The sequence below is a fragment of the Bifidobacterium moraviense genome (assembly GCF_012932365.1).
Classification (GTDB): domain Bacteria; phylum Actinomycetota; class Actinomycetes; order Actinomycetales; family Bifidobacteriaceae; genus Bifidobacterium; species Bifidobacterium moraviense.
In genome coordinates this window covers 21,154-37,466 of record NZ_JAAIIH010000008.1, presented here as the reverse complement: position 1 = coordinate 37,466, position 16,313 = coordinate 21,154, and the positions used below count along the sequence as shown (strand labels likewise).

The following is a 16,313-nucleotide window of genomic DNA, read 5'->3' as shown; positions in this document are numbered from 1 at the left end:
GCCGCCTACAGCATCGCCTTCACGTCCACCGGGCAGCTGAGCTCGCCGCGCAGCTTGTCGAGCGAGTCGAGCGCGCCGGCGGAGGACGTGTCGGCGCCGCTCTGGTCGTCGATGATCGTGGTGGGCGCGTCCGTGGGCGTCGCGTCCGACGACGAGGACGACGAGGCGGACGGGGAGGCCGGGTCGGATGCGTCGGCGGAGGACGAGGAGGACTGCGGGGACGCGGCGGCCGAAGAGCCGTCCGTCGACTGGTCGGAGCCCTCGGCGGCGCACTTGTCGGTCACCTGGCCGTTGGTGCCGGTGTACGTGCCGTCGGCCGTGATGATCGGCGTGGTGACGACGTTCAGCGGCGTGGACGCGTCCTTGGCCACGCGCACGGTGAACGCCACGGTGACCGTCTCCTCCGGGGCCAGGCCCTGCGGCAGGCGCAGGTTGACGAACTGGTGGCCGTCGAGCACGCCGTTGGACACGAAGTCGCCGGACTCGTAGGCCAGCGAGGTGATGGCGCCGCCCGTGGGGCCCATGAGGAACAGGCGCGGCTGCATGGTGCCGCTGCCGTCCTCGCCCACCACGAACGTGGGCATGAGCGAGGCCTGCTCCTTGGAGAGCATGTTGTGCAGCGTCACCTCCACGGTGTACTCGTCGCCGAGCGTGCTCGAGTCCACGGCGGAGATCGCGGTGGAGCGCGGGCGCGCGTCCACGGCGTCGCTCAGGCGGCGCTTCGTGGCGGCCAGCGTCTTGCCGCACGTCCGGCTCACCTGCACGTCCACGTCCAGATACCAGTCGAGCTTGCTGGCCACGGCCTCGGTGAAGTAGACGCCGGCAGTGGGCGTCTTGGGATCGCTGGGCAGCACGCCGGCCACGTTCGCGTCGAACACGTTGGTGCGCACCAGGGCGGCCAGCTCGCGGTCGTCGTTCATCCACGCCTTGAAGTGGCCGCTGGACGAGGACGACTTGACGGCGCGCAGCACCGCGGAGGCCGTGGACGCGGAGACGTTCGACATGACGGACGACATGATGCGCTTCGAGGACTCGTTGGTGAAGTTGTTCTGCTCCACGAAGTCGGGGTGCTTGGTGTACAGGTCGCTCAGGAAGAAGGAGACGGCGTTCTGCCCGTTGAGCACGGTGCCGTCGGAGAGCGTCACGTCGCCGGTGGCACCGATGAGCGCCTGCATGAACACCGGATCGAGCGCGAAGACGCCGGCCACGTCGGTGTTCCGGTTGCCTTCCTGCGCCTGCCAGAGGTTCTTGAGCGTGACGGCGGCGCGCTGGAAGTTGGGGTTCACGGTGGTGGTCTGCGGATACGCATACACCTGATTGCCGAAGATCGCGGCCTCGAGCGCGCCCTGCTTGTCGAACGGCTGGTCGGCGTACTGGTAGTCGGTGGTCACCACGAAGTCGCCGATGGTGACCCTGCCCCGGTCCGCCGTGACCGCGGCGATGTTGCCCACCATGCCGCCGCCGGAGCGCAGCTCGGCCGGGTTGTAGATCGCCACCAGATACGTGCGCGCGCCGTCCGCGCCGAGCAGCGAGGGGATCAGGGACACCAGATCGTCGTACTGCGTGAGCAGGGAGTCCACGGATTCGAGCGCCGAGCGCCCGGACTCCACCACGCGTCCCACGGCGGTGATGCGCGGCTGGCGCAGCTCGCCCAGCGCCCGCACCTCCTGCGCGATGTCCGCGTGCACGCGCTGCACGATGTCCGGCACCTGCAGCAGCGCGCTCACGTCGATGGTCTTGTCCTCCATGGAGAAGCCGGAAAGGCTGCCGGCCAGGTTCATGAGGTCCACGAACGGACCGTCCACGAGGTCGCCCACCGCGTTGAGCATGGTGCGCACGGCCGTGATGTCGTTGCCGTAGGCGGTGTGGTCGCGCACCAGCGTCCACTTGACGGTGTCGAGCTCGTCGCGCAGCTTGCCGGCGGAGTCGACCAGATCGTGCGAGGCGTCGGCGAAGTTCACGTCGCCGCCGCAGCCCAGGGCCGCGTTGGCGAGGTTCTGCGCGGAGCCGATCATGCGGTCCGCCTCGTACGTCATCCTGACCACCGAGCTGCCGTAGACGATCACCGTGGACAGCAGCAGACCGGCGAACGACGCGAACACCACGTACAGCACCTTGGCGACCAGCGTCCAGCCCTCCGGCACCGTCAGGTTGCGTCGACCTTTTCTGCCGGTATGGCGCGGGATCTGATGCATGGCCACCCCTCTTGCGGTGCGATCGTCGGCTGAACTGCTACAACAGTGTAGCGCCGCACAGTGAACTTCCGTCCGGCCCCTCCCCCGTCCGCACCCCGCGCTGCCAGCGTTCTTTCAGACTCCTTGCAGTACTACTGTAGGGATCGACAAGAAAACGTTGACGCCTCGCGCCCATAGTGAGGTACGCACGAAGAACGGAAGAAACGACCGGAGCAAGCAGTATGTTCGTCCTGAAAAACGCCTGGACCGCGATGATGCGGCACAAGACCCGCACCGTCCTCATCCTTCTGGTGAGCCTCATCGTATCGGCATGTTCGATGTTCGGCATGTCGGCCCGCTACTCGTACGAGAGCGCCGTGGGCCCCATCTACCAGGCGCTCGCCCCGAACGCGCAGGTGTCCGTGGACCGCGCACGCGTGATGGCGTCCAAGGGCGTGAGCGACGAGAAGCAGGTGGACTGGAACGAGTACAATATCTCGTGGAGCACATGGTCCAAGTACGCCGAGGCGCTGGACGGCGTGAACGTCTCCTTCACGCCGGAGTACGACGAGACCGCCGTGGTGCCGAGCGCCGAGGGACAGCTGCAGCCGGTGAACGGGTCGAACTTCACGGTGACCGGCTTCTATGACGCCGGCTCCTCGCAGAACGGCCCGCTGGGCGCCTACACCGTGGTGGACGGCGAGGATCTGGGCTTCGACCAGACCACGCTCACCAACGCGCTCATCCCCAAGTCCATGGCGGACAAGAACGGCACCAAGGTGGGCGACACCATCAACCTGGCCATCCCCTCCGACACCTCCAAGACGTTCCCGCTCAAGGTGGTGGGCATCTACACCAACAACACGGACGCCTCGCAGGCCACGCCGCTCACCGGCAACGACATCGACCCGGACAACGCCATCTACGTGAGCTACTACACCTTCGGCACCGCGGCCCTCACCCCCACGGACGAGACCAACAACCAGAACGCGCTGAACATCACGTTCAAGCTCAACTCGCTGGCCGACTACGAGACGTTCAAGACCACGATCCGCCAGGCCGGCCTGAGCGACGACTACGACATCGCCGCCCCCAAGGTGACCGCGTACGAGAACGACATCCAGCCCCTGAAGGCGCTGGGCGAGAAGCTCACGCCGGCGCTGATCGCGCTGTGGAGCGCGGGCGGCGTGCTGCTGGCGCTGCTGCTGGCGTGGACGCTGGCGCGCCGCGGCGAGGAGATCGGCTACGACATCACGATGGGCGTGAGCAAGCCGCGCATCGGCTGGCAGTTCGCGCTGGAGATGCTGCTGCCCGGCCTGGTGGGCGTGCTCGTGGGCTATCTGGGCGCCGGGTTCGGCACCGCGCCGATCGTGGCGAAGCTGACCACGCAGGTGCACGGATGGCCGCTGGGCAACACGATCTGGCCGTGCATCTGGGGCGCGCTGGGCGTGATGTGCGTGGTGGCGATCGTGTGCTGGTTCCGCTCCGGCCTCTACCGCACTTCGACGCTGCTGGCCGCACGCGACGGCTCGGCCGCGCAGACGTCCGCCGACGCCACGTCCGATGCCGGCTCTGACGCCAAGGAGGCCTGAGATGACCGACGAACGTGACCAGCACGAGCAGCCCGAACCGACCGAGAAGACGGAGCAGACCATGAGCGACGATCAGAACACTGATCAGCACGACGACGATCAGACGAACGCCGATCAGACGAACGCCGAGACCACGGACCAGACCACCGCCGACGCCGACGACAACGCCGAGACCGACACCGAGACGAAGGACGCCGCGACGCCGATGCCCATCGACATCGTGTACGACGACGAGGAGGACGCGCCCGCGGACGCCGCCGACGCCGGACACCGCCCCGCGCTCGACCAGACCGACGCGCTGATCGCGTCGTTCCTCGGCACGGACGCCCCCAAGGACGCCGCCGGCGCGAAGCCCGTCTCCGCGGAGAAGCCCGCCGAGGCGGCGCCGGTCATCATGGCGTCGCGCATCGACCGCGAGATCACGGACGCCGACTCCACGGTGTTCGCCACCTACCCCACGCTGGCGTTCAAGCGCGTGGAGGTCGCCGCGAAGCAGGGCGGGTCCCCGTTCCCGGAGCCGCTCGACCTGGCGTTCTACGACCGCCGCGTCTATGTGGTGACCGTGTCCTCCGAGGCGCAGCGCATGGCGCTCATGGGTCTGCTGACCGGCATGACGCGCCCCGCCGGCGGCCACGTGATGTTCAAGAGCAAGGACATGCAGGAGCTCACCGGCACCGAGTACCGCAGCCACTACGTGGGCCTGATGCTGCAGCGGAACACCCTGCGCGCGGACCTGAGCGCCATCGACAACGTCACCAACGCGATGGAGGCCTCCGGGCGCAACTTCCTCAAGCCCAAGCACATCATCGCCGAGGAGCTGCTGCAGCGCGTCGGCCTGCCGTCCGAGCTGCACGAGACGCGCGTGGCCAAGCTGCCGGAGATCCACCGCCGCCGCGTGGCGCTGGCCAAGGCGCTGTGCTGCGAGCCGGCGGCGGTCATCGCCGACGATCCGGTGGCCGGCGTCGACGAACCGGTGCGCGGGCAGCTGCTGGGCGTGCTGAAGCAGGTGGCGCGCAAGGAGAACAAGACCGTCGTCATCGTCACGACCGACGCCTCGCTGGCGTCCGTGGCGGACAAGACGTACGCGCTGTGACGTCGTGCCGCAATGACGTCGTCGTGACGCCGCGCGGCGCATGACGCCGAATGTCCGGTCCCTTCGCCAAGGAGGGGCCGGGCATTCGCATACGGGCGCAGGCGCGATCGCGTCAGCGCGTGGAACCGCGCTCCACGATCGCATAGTCGGTGACGCGCGTGCGCGCCGGACCGTCGAACCCCTCGATGCGTTCGATGAGCATGTCCACGGCGTAGCGCGCGTAGTCGGCCACCTTCGGATCCACGGTGGTGAGCGCCGGCGTGGAGAACTCGGATTCGGGCACGTTGTCGAACCCCGTGACCTGCACCTGCGCGGGCACCTGCACGCCCTCGCGCTGCAGTTCGGCGATCACGCCCAGCGCCGAGGCGTCGTTGAGGCACATGATCGCGTCCGGCAGCGGCAGCCCGGACGCCAGCAGATGCCGCACGCCCTGCGCGCCGCCCGCGCGCGACCACGCCGACGGGGTGTCCATGTAGCGCCAGTCCGGCTCGAGGCCGCGGTCGTGGAACGCCTGCACGAACCCGCGCACGCGCTTGGCCGTGGCGCCGTCCACGCGCTCCAGCAGCCGCCGCTGCTCCGCCTCGGTGTTGCTCGGCAGACACGTGCCCATGAGCGCGATGGTGCGCGCACCACCGTCGAGCAGGCGCCCGGTGAGCGCGCGCATCGACTCGGTGTTCGGCATCGTCACCCAGTCGGCCAGACTGCCGGAGGGCGCGGGGTCGAAGTCGCCGAGCGTCACCACGGGGTACGGCTGGTCGAGCACGCGCTCCCCCGCACGGTAGCCGTGCGCGGCGAAGAACACCCAGCCGTCCGCGCCGAGCCGGTACGTCTCGTCGATGATCTCCTCGATCGGGTTGTCGCCGTAGGTGTCGGTGATGACGCCGTAGCCGCGGTCGCGCGCCGCCGCGATGACGCTGTCCGCCAGATACGGCATGAACGGCTGGTCGAAGCCGCCCAGCGCCAGGCCGATGAGCATCGTGCGCCCGGCCTTCATCGCGCGCGCGGACACGTTGAGACGGTATCCCAGGTCGCGCATGGCGGCCTTGACGCGCTCGCGGGTCTCGGGGCGCATCGAGCCGGTCTCGTTGAGCACGTTCGACACGGTCTTGATGGAGACGCCGGCCTCGCGCGCCACGTCGGTGATGGTGACTCGTTTGCTCATGGTTCGAGTGTATCCGGATCTCGTCCGATCGACGCGGGGTCACAAGATTTCCGGGTGCTCATCTTGTGACCCGGAGGACATGTTCGGTTTCCGCCGGCAATGGCGGAACGACGCCGATCCGCCATGTTCGCATCCGTGCGGATGCGTGCGGTCATGGGTCACCAGATGACGGCCCCGTCATCTGGTGGCCCGCTTGCGGCCCGTGCGCCCCGGATCCAAGCTCAGCGCACCTCCACGGCGGTCCACGAGACCGGCGGCAGCGTCACGCGGACCGTGGGCGCAGCCTCCGGGGAATCGCCGGCGAACGCGGCGGTCGGGTTGGTTCGCGGGATCACGCGGTCGGGGTGTTCGAGCGTGTTCGCTGCGGCCATGTCGTCCTCATGCAGCGTGAGGGCGCCGACGGCACGGTATCCGGCGCCGCCGGCCTGCCCCGGCAGCGTGATCTCGAAGTCCGCCGCGGCGTCCTGCGAACGGTTCACGGCGAACACCGCGATGCCGCCGTCGGCCCTGCGCACGGCCACGGCGTCCACGCCCGGCACGTCGCCGTAGCGGTCGGTGTGCACCGCGTCCGAGCTGATCTTGGGCGTGAACACCGTGCCGCCCCTGGCCAGACGCGCGGTGAGGGCGAACGGGTGGAACGTGGTCTGGCGCCACGCCGGGCCGCCGGGGGCCGTCATGATGGGCGCGATGACGTTGACGAGCTGCGCGAGGCTGGCGGCGTGCACGCGGTCGGCGTTGGCGAGCAGCGTGATCATGAGGTCGCCGAACACCACGGCGTCCAGCGCCGAGTAGACGTCCTCCAGCAGATGCGGCGCCACCGGCCAGTTGCCGATGCCCTCGGGCACCTTGCTCGGCTCGCAGCCCTGGTACCACACGTTCCACTCGTCGAAGCTGATGGCCACGTCGTGGCCGGACTTGAGTCGCGCCTTGGTGGCGTCGATCGCGGCGCCCACTTCGCGGATGAATCCGTCCATGTCCACGCCGGAGGCGAGGAAGCTGGCCACGTCGCCGTCGTGCGGCTGGTAGTAGGCGTGGCAGGAGACGTAGTCCACGAGGTCGTAGGTCTTGGCGAGCACGGTCTCCTCCCATTCGCCGAACGTGGGCATGCCGTGGCTGGAGGATCCGCACACCACGAGCTCGACGTCCGGGTCGATCTGGCGCATGCCGCGGGCCACGTCGGCGGCGAGCGTAGCGTAGTCGTGCGCGTTCTTGTGCCCGAGCTGCCAGGTGCCGTCCATCTCGTTGCCGAGGCACCACATGCGGATGTTGAACGGGTCCTCGGCGCCGTTGGCGCGACGCCGGTCGGACAGCGCGGTGCCGCCGGGGACGTTGGCGTATTCGAGCAGGTCGAGCGCGTCCTCCAGACCGCGCGTGCCAAGGTTCACGGCCTCCATGAGCTCGTTGCCGCCGGTCTTCCTGAGCCATGCGGCCATCTCGTGCAGGCCGAACTGGTTGGTCTCGGTGGAGTGCCATGCGGTGTCGAGGCGGCGCGGGCGGCGGTCCTTGGGGCCCACGCCGTCCTCCCAGCGGTAGCCGGAGACGAAGTTGCCGCCCGGGTAGCGCACGGTGGTCACGCCCAGCTCGCGCACCAGCGCGATGACGTCCCTGCGGAAGCCGTCCTCGTCCGCCTCGGGGTGGTCCGGCTCGTAGAGTCCTCCGTACACGCAGCGGCCCAGATGCTCGACGAACGAGCCGAACAGCCGGTCGCGCACGGGGGCGAGCTCGAACGCGGGGTCGACGGTGAGGTGCGCGGCGAGGTGAGGCGCGGATGCGGCCGGCGAAGCGGATGATGTGACGGATGCGGCCTGAGCGACCATGGCAGGTCCTTCCCGGTTGCGGGCCATAGGCCGGTACAACCTTGTACTTATGTGGTACGGACCAATCTAGCACGCCGTCCGACATCGATACAACCTTGTACTTGCGGGGTGCGGCCAATGCGCGCTGCGCCCGTCGCGCGCATGACCGCCGACGGCACGCGTGCTTCCCTCTCCCGAGACTCGACCCGCTCAATCCACGGAGGCCGATTCGCGGAAAGAGCAGGATCAGTTCCGGACGACGCCCTTCAGGGCTCCACGGAATCGAATCCGCTCATTCCGCGCGGCAACGGGACTCGATCTGCTCGATCTGCGAAAAACGATCAGGCCGATTGGCCGCCCCCGGATCAGATGATCCGCATGTTGTAGCGCCTGGCCAGCGCCGGCACGTCCGGCACGCCCCAGCGCGCCACCAGATCGAGCCACTCGCGACGGTTGGACTCCCCGAACCGCTCGGCGCGGCGCGTGTAGGCGTCCACCGTGAGGAACTTGGGCGGCACCGACTTGCTGTGGAACTTGTCGGCGTACATCACGATCTCCTGCTCGAGGTTCACCGGCACGTAGTCATCCGGCGGCAGCGGCAGCCCCTGCGCGATCACCGCCTCGCGCGTGAGCCCCACGCCGGTGTGGTTACGTGCGAACTCGGCCACCGACTCGTCCACGCCCTCGTCCAGCAGCAGCCGGTAGCCGTTGAGGCCGTGCAGGATGTACCGCTTGCCGCTGAACTTGAGCGGTTCGCCGTCCGTGCCGTCGTGCTTGAGCACGGTGTAGGTGCCGATGTCGTGCAGCAGACCGCCGATCACCACGCGATGCTCGTCGACGAGGCGCGGCGGCACCACGCCGCCGGTCACGGGGTCGTCAGGCACGCTCGCCGCCGGGGCGCGACCCTCGCCGTAGTCGCCGGTGCGCTCGGGGGCGTCGGCCGGCAGCGTGCAGCGGCGCACGAACAGCGCGTTGGCGTGCCGGGCGATCTGGCGCGCGATCGTCGCCACGATCACGCAGTGGGTGTGGATGAGGTCATAGGCGTCGTCGCTCGGCGCGTACTTGCGGTGCAGCTCGTCGATCTGCTCGACGGTCGGAATCATGCCCATGCCGCCCATCCTAGCCGCGCGGCCGCACGTCCGCCCCGTCTGCGGCCACCTCACGCCCACAGCAAGATTCGGCATATCCCGGGCAGGAATCGGCAAGCGCCCGTAGAATCGTCGGTAGCGTGTGGGGCGCATGCCCCCGCACAGGACTTTTCAAGGAGGGGATATGGCCTGGACCAACCCGCTGCGCGATCCGCGCGATCTGCGCCTGCCGCGCATCGCCGGCCCGTGCAGTCTGGTGATCTTCGGCGTCACCGGCGATCTGGCGAAGAAGAAGCTGCTTCCGGCGGTATACGATCTGGCCAACCGCGGCCTGCTGCCGCCCGGGTTCGGTCTGATCGGCTTCGGCCGGCGCGAGTGGAGCAACGAGCAGTTCGCGAACTTCGTGGAGGAGCACGTGCGCGAGCGCTGCCGCACGCCGTTCAACGAGGACACGTTCGCGCAGCTGAGGAAGGGCCTGCGGTTCGTGACCGGCACGTTCGACGACGCCGCCGCGTTCGGCCGGCTCTCGGACACGGTCTCCGAACTGGACCGCGATCTGGGCACCCGCGGCAACCACGCGTTCTACATGTCGGTGCCGCCGCGCGCGTTCCCCGTGGTGTCCCGCCAGCTCGCGGCCTGCGGTCTGGCGCACTCCACCGAAGGCGCCTGGCGCCGCGTGATCATCGAGAAGCCGTTCGGGCACGACCTGGCCAGCGCCAAGGAGCTCGACCGCGTGGTCTCCGAGGTGTTCGCGCCCGAATCGGTGTTCCGCATCGACCACTACCTGGGCAAGGAGACCGTGCAGAACCTGCTGGCGCTGCGCTTCGCCAACACGATGTTCGAACCGATCTGGAACGCCAACTACGTGAGCCACGTGCAGATCACCATGGCCGAGGACATGGGCGTGGCCGGACGCGCCGGCTACTACGACGGCATCGGCGCGGCGCGCGACGTGATCCAGAACCACCTGCTGCAGCTCATGGCGCTCACCGCCATGGAGGAGCCGGTATCGTTCACCGCCGCGGACCTGACGGCGGAGAAGACCAAGGTGCTCTCCGCGATCCGGCTGCCGCACGATCTGGCGGCGCACACCGCGCGCGGCCAGTACGCGGCCGGATGGCAGGGCTCCGAGCGCGTGGTGGGCTATCTGGACGAGAAGGGCATCGACCCCGCCTCCACCACGGAGACGTACGCGGCCATCCGCCTCGACGTGGACACGCGCCGCTGGGCCGGCGTGCCGTTCTACCTGCGCACCGGCAAGCGACTGGGCAAGCGCGTCACGGAGATCGCCGTGGTGTTCAAGCGCGCGCCGCACCTGCCGTTCGAGACGACCGCCACCAAGGAACTCGGGCACAACGCGGTGGTGATCCGCGTGCAGCCGGACGAGGGCGTGACCATGCGCTTCGGCTCCAAGGTGCCGGGCACCGCGATGGAGGTGCGCGACGTGAGCATGGACTTCAGCTACGGCCGTTCGTTCACCGAGGCGTCGCCGGAGGCCTACGAGCGTCTGATCCTGGACGTGCTGCTCGGCGACCCGCCGCTGTTCCCCACCACGCGCGAGGTGGAGCTGAGCTGGGAGATCCTCGACCCGATCGAGGAGTTCTGGTCCACGCTGGGCCAGCCGCAACCGTACCGTTCCGGCACATGGGGCCCCGAGGAGGCCGACGCCATGCTCGCCCGCGACGGACACCACTGGAGGATGCCATGATTCTGGAACTGCCGGACACTTCGACCGGCGCGATTTCGCGCAAGATCGACGAGCTGCACGAGGAGCGCGGCGAGGCGGCGCTGGGACGCGTGCTCACGCTGCTCATCGTCACGGACACCGCGCATCTGGAGGAGTCGCTCGAGGTGGCGAACGCCGCGAGCCGCGAGCATCCGTGCCGCGTGATCGCCATCGTGATGGACGGGCACGTAGCCACGGACATCTCCGACCACAGCTCCACGCTGGACGGGCAGATCCGCTTCGGCGCGGACGCCGGCGCCGGCGAGATCATCGTGCTCAAGCCCACCTCCGCGCTCACGCGCCATCTGGACACGCTGGTGATCCCGCTGCTCGTGCCGGACGCGCCCGTGGTGGCCTGGTGGCCCACGCGCGCGCCGGAGAACCCGTCCGCCGATCCGATCGGCCGCATGGCGCGCAGCCGCATCACCGACGCGATGCACGCCCCCAACCCGGAGGCCGCGTTCACGGCCCTGCGCGCGCACTACAGCGATCAGGACGTGGACCTCTCGTGGACCCGCCTCACGATCTGGCGCGCGCTGCTCGCCACGATGCTCGACCAGCCGCCGCACCTGCCCATCACCGGCGTGCGCGTGGTGGGCCCCACCAACGACATCCCCACCGAACTGCTGGTCTCGTGGCTGGCGCTGCGTCTCGGCGTGCCGGTGAGCGTGGAGCGCGACCCGGACGCGAACGCCGTGCAGGGCGTCTACTTCCGGCGCGAGGACGGCGAGGTGGCGCTGCTGCGTCCGGCCGACGACCAGGCGACGATCCGCCAGCCCGGTCAGGCCGACCAGACCATGTCCATGCCCGCGCGCCCGCTCGAGGACTGCCTGAGCGAGGAGCTGCGCCGGCTCGACCCGGACGAGATCTATGCCGAGGTGATCACCAAGGGCTGGGCGCTGGTCGATCACGAATAGACGCCGACGTCCCGAACCCGTCCCCGGTCATCCTGAAGAGGGCCCGGTCGCTCCGAACCGTCCCCGGTCGACCCGAGCCCGCTCCCCGGTCATCCTGAGCCCGCTCCTCCGGTCGGTCTGAGCCCATTCTCCGGTCGACCTGAACCCGTCCTCCGGTCATCCTGAGCGAAGCGAAGGATCCTTCGCCACCCCACGGCCCGCGCTCAGGACGACCGGAGGAGCCACGTCCGCAACCACATCCCAAGGAGCCGCAATCATGCCTTCGTCCGCATCCGCCACGACGTCCGCGCCCATCGCGCCGCGCACGGTCGTCGTCTACCCTGACCGCGCCACCCTGCACCGGGCCGTGGCGTCCCGTCTGCTGCTGGCGCTGTCCGACCGCCTCGCCGTGGCCGACCGCGCCGACGTGGCGCTGACCGGAGGCCGCGACGGCAACGCGATTCTGGCCGCGCTGCCCGCGCATCCGCTCAACGCGATCGTCGACTGGTCGCGCGTCCACCTGTGGTGGGGAGACGAGCGCTTCGTGCCCGCCGACGATCCCGACCGCAACGCCGTGCAGGCGCGCGAGGCGTGGTTCGGCGCGCTCGTGGACGCCGGCGTGATCCCCGCATCGCACGTACACGAGATGCCCGCGGACGTGCGGTCGGCCGCGGAGATCACGGCGGCCACGGACGAGGAGAACGACGCCGTGCTGGCGCGCGCCGCCACCGACTATCAGGCGGAGATCGGGCGCGAACTGAGACCGGACGGCGCGTTCGACGTGGCGATGTTCGGCATCGGACCGGACGGCCACTTCGCCTCGCTGTTCCCGGATCATCCCGAGGTGCTGGCGGACGATCCGGCGGTCAGAGCGATCGGCGTGAACCACTCCCCCAAGCTCCCGCCGCTGCGCGTGAGCCTCACCGTGCCGTTCATCCATGCGTGCCGCGAGGTGTGGATGCTCGCGTCCACCCCCGGCAAGGCGGACGCCGTGGCCGCGGCGCTGGCGCAGCCCGACAATCCGCATGTGCCGAGCTCGTTCGCGGCCGGCGCGGACAGGTCCCTGTGGCTGCTGGACCGCGACGCCTTCGCCAACGCCACAACCAACGTCAAGCGGGACTGAACGAGTCCGTCGGCCTGCGCGACGGATACCCCAGACCCGTGGCCGCGGGCGTCCCATGGCCGTAGGCGCGCCCGCTCGCACGGTCCGCATGTCCGGAGTCACTGCCGATTGCCGAATCGGATGTGATTCCGGACTCATACGCGCCCTTCCGCGTCCCGATGCACATCCATTGTCGGAATCGGATGTGGATTGGGACGCGGAAGGGCTTTTTCGCGTCCTGAATCACCGCCAAAGTCGGCAATGGCTGTGATTGCGGACAACAATGCCCCTCGCCGTGTCCCGATGCACATCCGTTGCTGGAATCGGATGTGCATCGGGGACACCGGCGAGGGGCATACGGCAACGGTCGGCGACGGGGCCGGGCAGACATCCCGACGGACAGACACCTCGACGGGCAGACATCCCGACGGGCAGACGGCCCGACGGACAGACATCCCAACGGGCAGACATCCCAACGGACCGGACGGTCGGCTGCCAACCCGGCAACAGCCGCCCCGGCAGCCGACCGTCCGTCGTCAAACCGCTCAGGCCTGCTTGATCTCCTTGCGGCCGGGCTCGGCCCACAGCGTGTGGAACACGCCGGGCTCGTCCACGCGACCGTAGGTGTGCGCGCCGAAGAAGTCACGCTGGCCCTGGATCAGCGCGGCGGGCAGACGCTTGGAGCGCAGGCCATCGTAGTAGGCCAGGGAGCTGGAGAACACCGGCACCGGGATGCCGGCCTCGGCGGCGCGGGCCACCACGCGGCGCCACGACGCCTGGGCGCCCTCGACGGCCGCCTTGAAGAACGGGTCGAACAGCAGCGAGCCGAACTGCTCGCCGGAGTCGTAGGCGTCGGAGATGCGGTTGAGGAACTTCGCGCGGATGATGCAGCCGCCGCGCCAGATGCGGGCCACGGCGCCGAGGTCGATCTTCCAGTGGTATTCCTTCGCGCCTTCCTCGATCTCGTTGAAGCCCTGCGCGTAGGCGACGATCTTGGAGGCGTACAGGGCCTGACGCACGTCCTCGATGAACGCGGCGCGCTCCTCGGGGTCGGCGGCGATGGCGCTGAAGGCGCCCTGCGGCTCGGGGCCGGCAAGGCCCTTCTCCTGCGCTTCGGCGCGCAGATCCGCCTCGGAGGACAGGCCGCGCGCGAACACGGCCTCGCCGATGCCGGTGACGGGCGTGCCGAGCGCGAGCGCGGTCTGCACGGTCCACGTGCCGGTGCCCTTCATGCCGGCGCGGTCCACGACGACGTCGAGGAACGGCTTGCCGGTCTTGGCGTCCTTGTGGCGCAGTACTTCGGCGGTGATCTCGATGAGGTAGGAGTCGAGATCGCCCTTGTTCCACTCGGCGAACACGTCGGCGAGCTCGTCGACGCTCAGGCCGAGGCCGCGGCGCATGAGGTCGTAGCTTTCGGAGATGAGCTGCATGTCGGCGTATTCGATGCCGTTGTGCACCATCTTGACGAAGTGGCCGGCACCGTCGGCGCCGATGTGCGTGACGCACGGCTCGCCTTCGGCCTGCGCGGAGATGGTCTTGAGGATCGGGCCGAGGGTCTGCCAGGATTCCTCGGTGCCGCCGGGCATCATGGACGGGCCCTTGAGCGCGCCCTCCTCGCCGCCGGACACGCCGCAGCCCACGAAGTGCAGGCCGCGCGCGCGGATGGCCTTCTCGCGGCGGATGGTGTCCTTGAAGTACGCGTTGCCGGCGTCCACGATGATGTCGCCCGGCTCCATGAGGTCGGCGAGCGCGTTGATCATCTCGTCGGTGGGCTCGCCGGCCTTGACCATGATGATCGCGGTGCGCGGCTTGGCCAGCGACGCCACGAACTCCTCCAGCGTCTTGGACGGGACGAACTTGCCCTCGTCGCCGTGCTCGTTGATGAGCGTCTCGGTGCGCGAGTAGTGACGGTTGTAGACGGCCACCGTGTTGCCGTGATGCGCGAGGTTCCGCGCCAGGGACGCGCCCATGGCGGCAAGACCGACCACGCCGATGTTTGCGAGTGCTTCAGCCACAGCTTTCACCTTTCGTGTTGACTGCTGTTCGATTGCTCCGGTCCTAGTCTAGAAGAGCTGCCATATATTGGGAAGGTCGCATTCCGAGGAGCGAAGCGCCACGGCCGCGTATGGGCCCGCGCACAGGTCCTCGCACGGGCCGCGCGCCGATCGCGCGGATCACGCGCTGGTCACGCGTCGCGCCCCACCAGATCGTGCTGCGCCCACCGCCCGGTGCGGTAGCGCAGGTAGAACAGCAGCGTGCGCACGCCCCACTCGGTGAGCCACACGGCCCACAGCCCCACGATCTGGTAGTTCAGCGTCACGCTCACGAAGTAGCCCAGGCCGATGCGGTAGATCCACATCGAGCTCAGCGAGCAGATGGTGGTCCACTTGCCGTCGCCGGCGGCGCGCAGCATGCCCGGCAGCACCGACTGCGCGGAGAACAGCAGCGGATAGGCCACCACGTTCATCCACATCAGCATCCACAGGATGCCGTAGGTGGCGGGGTCGGCGTGGTAGAACGACGTGAGCGCCCACGGGAACACCGCGGCCAGCGCCAGTCCCATCACGGCGGAGACGAGGGATCCGGTGATGATGAACGTGCGCGTGATCTTGCGCGCGTAGGCCACGTCGCGCGCGCCGAGGCTGGCGCCGGCGATCGGCACGATGGCGGTGCACAGCGTGCGCGGCACGATCTCGATGAGGTGCACCCACGACCCGATGATGCCGTTCGCGGCGAGCTGCAGGGTGCCGAACGGCACGATGAACATCTGGATGATGAGCTTGCCGCCGTTGAAGAACAGGTCCTCGAGAATGAACGGCAGGCTCACGGACAGCACGGTGCCGATGCGACGCGCGTCCACGTGCAGCAGCATCGCGCGCGTGACGTGCAGCTCCGTCGAGTACGCGCGCAGCAGCCGCACGCCCATCGCCGCGCCCAGCACCTGCGAGATCACCACGGACCACGCCAGCCCGGCCACGCCCATGTGCAGCCCCATCACGAACGCCACGTTGAGCACCATGTTGGATCCGTTGGCCACCACGGACAGCGCCAGCGTGACCTTGGTGCGCCCGATGCCGCGCAGCGCGCCGGCCACCGCGGTGTAGAACCCGCGCAGCGGATAGCTCACCAGCAGGCCGAACAGGAAGACGCGGATGTTGGCGAAGACGTCCGGCTGCGCGGCGCCGAAGAGCAGCGTGATGACCTGGTCCTCGAAGGCGAGCACGAGCGCCGAGTAGACGACGGTGACGGCGAGCATGCCGTGGACGGCGGCGGCGGTGACGCGTCCGATCTGCTCGCGGTGGCCGGCCCCGAAGTGCTGCGCGACCAGCACGCAGGTGCCGAGCGCGATGGAGTTGAACGTGCCGAACATCAGCCAGTGCACGGCGTTGGCGGTGTTGACCGCACCCACGGACGCCGGGCCGTCGGAGCTGATGATGCCGGTGTTGCAGAACTCCACGAGCGCCATGAACACGGTGTCCACGAAGATGGGCAACACGAGGTCGTACACGGCGCGCGCGGAGTAGTGGCTGCCGCGGAACGCGTTGAGCACGTGCTGGTAGTGCACGTTGGAGGCAAGGTCGGGCCGTTGCATGCGGAAGGGACGCTCCTTCTCGGTGGTCTGCTGTTCCTCGGGAGGGTCTCGGGGCCGCTCGGGCCGGGCACGAGGCTCTCGTGTCGTCATCG

Annotated in this window: 11 protein-coding genes; 5 read left to right on the top strand and 6 right to left on the bottom strand. The window is 69.0% G+C overall.

The window, feature by feature from the left end; all coding sequences use genetic code 11:
• Nucleotides 1-5: 5 nt before the first annotated feature.
• Nucleotides 6-2,195 (bottom strand): DUF4012 domain-containing protein, encoded by a 2,190-nt coding sequence (locus tag G1C96_RS06115; protein WP_169275770.1) that lies wholly within the window; start codon nucleotides 2,193-2,195, stop codon nucleotides 6-8.
• Nucleotides 2,196-2,416: 221 nt separating this feature from the next.
• On the opposite strand from G1C96_RS06115, the gene G1C96_RS06110 reads away from it, so the two are divergent.
• Together G1C96_RS06110 and G1C96_RS06105 are read left to right on the top strand one after the other, a co-directional pair.
• Nucleotides 2,417-3,766, top strand: coding sequence for an FtsX-like permease family protein (locus G1C96_RS06110; protein WP_169275769.1), 1,350 nt, complete (start codon nucleotides 2,417-2,419; stop codon nucleotides 3,764-3,766).
• Nucleotide 3,767: 1 nt separating this feature from the next.
• Nucleotides 3,768-4,859: an ATP-binding cassette domain-containing protein gene (locus G1C96_RS06105; RefSeq protein ID WP_169275768.1), complete on the top strand. Its 1,092-nt coding sequence runs from the start codon at nucleotides 3,768-3,770 to the stop codon at nucleotides 4,857-4,859.
• Between the two features lie 112 nt (nucleotides 4,860-4,971).
• On the opposite strand, the gene G1C96_RS06100 is transcribed toward G1C96_RS06105, so the two are convergent.
• The 3 genes from G1C96_RS06100 to G1C96_RS06090 form a co-directional block, all read right to left on the bottom strand.
• Nucleotides 4,972-6,021, bottom strand: a complete 1,050-nt coding sequence (locus tag G1C96_RS06100; RefSeq protein WP_169275767.1) for a LacI family DNA-binding transcriptional regulator — start codon at nucleotides 6,019-6,021, stop codon at nucleotides 4,972-4,974.
• 221 nt (nucleotides 6,022-6,242) lie between these two features.
• Nucleotides 6,243-7,838, bottom strand: coding sequence for an arabinosylfuranosidase ArfA (arfA, locus tag G1C96_RS06095; protein ID WP_169275766.1), 1,596 nt, complete (start codon nucleotides 7,836-7,838; stop codon nucleotides 6,243-6,245).
• Between the two features lie 344 nt (nucleotides 7,839-8,182).
• Nucleotides 8,183-8,926, bottom strand: a complete 744-nt coding sequence (locus tag G1C96_RS06090; RefSeq protein WP_169275765.1) for an HD domain-containing protein — start codon at nucleotides 8,924-8,926, stop codon at nucleotides 8,183-8,185.
• A 163-nt stretch (nucleotides 8,927-9,089) separates the two neighbouring features.
• Between G1C96_RS06090 and zwf the strand changes: the two genes are divergently transcribed.
• The 3 genes from zwf (at nucleotide 9,090) to pgl (ending at nucleotide 12,650) form a co-directional block, all read left to right on the top strand.
• Nucleotides 9,090-10,613, top strand: coding sequence for a glucose-6-phosphate dehydrogenase (gene zwf, locus G1C96_RS06085; RefSeq protein WP_240945135.1), 1,524 nt, complete (start codon nucleotides 9,090-9,092; stop codon nucleotides 10,611-10,613).
• The gene (locus tag G1C96_RS06080) at nucleotides 10,610-11,548 is read left to right on the top strand and encodes a glucose-6-phosphate dehydrogenase assembly protein OpcA (protein ID WP_169275763.1); all 939 of its coding nucleotides are present in this window, start codon (nucleotides 10,610-10,612) and stop codon (nucleotides 11,546-11,548) included. The genes zwf and G1C96_RS06080 overlap by 4 nt, the downstream gene beginning before the upstream one ends.
• A gap of 256 nt (nucleotides 11,549-11,804) precedes the next feature.
• Nucleotides 11,805-12,650, top strand: coding sequence for a 6-phosphogluconolactonase (pgl, locus tag G1C96_RS06075; protein WP_169275762.1), 846 nt, complete (start codon nucleotides 11,805-11,807; stop codon nucleotides 12,648-12,650).
• Nucleotides 12,651-13,174: 524 nt separating this feature from the next.
• Here the strand turns inward: pgl and gndA are convergent.
• Nucleotides 13,175-14,644 carry an NADP-dependent phosphogluconate dehydrogenase gene (gndA, locus tag G1C96_RS06070; protein WP_169275761.1) on the bottom strand — a complete coding sequence of 490 codons (1,470 nt, stop codon included), beginning with the start codon at nucleotides 14,642-14,644 and terminating at the stop codon, nucleotides 13,175-13,177.
• 170 nt (nucleotides 14,645-14,814) lie between these two features.
• A complete protein-coding gene (locus tag G1C96_RS06065; protein ID WP_169275760.1) occupies nucleotides 14,815-16,221 on the bottom strand; it encodes an MATE family efflux transporter in 1,407 nt (468 codons plus the stop codon).
• Nucleotides 16,222-16,313: the final 92 nt, after the last annotated feature.

Excerpts from the sequence above, each read along its gene's own strand:
- G1C96_RS06110 (WP_169275769.1), top strand. The coding sequence starts at position 2,417 with ATGTTCGTCCTGAAAAACGCCTGGACCGCGATGATGCGGCACAAGACC.
- arfA (WP_169275766.1), bottom strand. The coding sequence starts at position 7,838 with ATGGTCGCTCAGGCCGCATCCGTCACATCATCCGCTTCGCCGGCCGCA.
- G1C96_RS06100 (WP_169275767.1), bottom strand. The coding sequence starts at position 6,021 with ATGAGCAAACGAGTCACCATCACCGACGTGGCGCGCGAGGCCGGCGTC.
- zwf (WP_240945135.1), top strand. The coding sequence starts at position 9,090 with ATGGCCTGGACCAACCCGCTGCGCGATCCGCGCGATCTGCGCCTGCCG.
- G1C96_RS06080 (WP_169275763.1), top strand. The coding sequence starts at position 10,610 with ATGATTCTGGAACTGCCGGACACTTCGACCGGCGCGATTTCGCGCAAG.
- G1C96_RS06115 (WP_169275770.1), bottom strand. The coding sequence starts at position 2,195 with ATGCATCAGATCCCGCGCCATACCGGCAGAAAAGGTCGACGCAACCTG.
- G1C96_RS06065 (WP_169275760.1), bottom strand. The coding sequence starts at position 16,221 with ATGCAACGGCCCGACCTTGCCTCCAACGTGCACTACCAGCACGTGCTC.
- G1C96_RS06090 (WP_169275765.1), bottom strand. The coding sequence starts at position 8,926 with ATGGGCATGATTCCGACCGTCGAGCAGATCGACGAGCTGCACCGCAAG.
- pgl (WP_169275762.1), top strand. The coding sequence starts at position 11,805 with ATGCCTTCGTCCGCATCCGCCACGACGTCCGCGCCCATCGCGCCGCGC.
- G1C96_RS06105 (WP_169275768.1), top strand. The coding sequence starts at position 3,768 with ATGACCGACGAACGTGACCAGCACGAGCAGCCCGAACCGACCGAGAAG.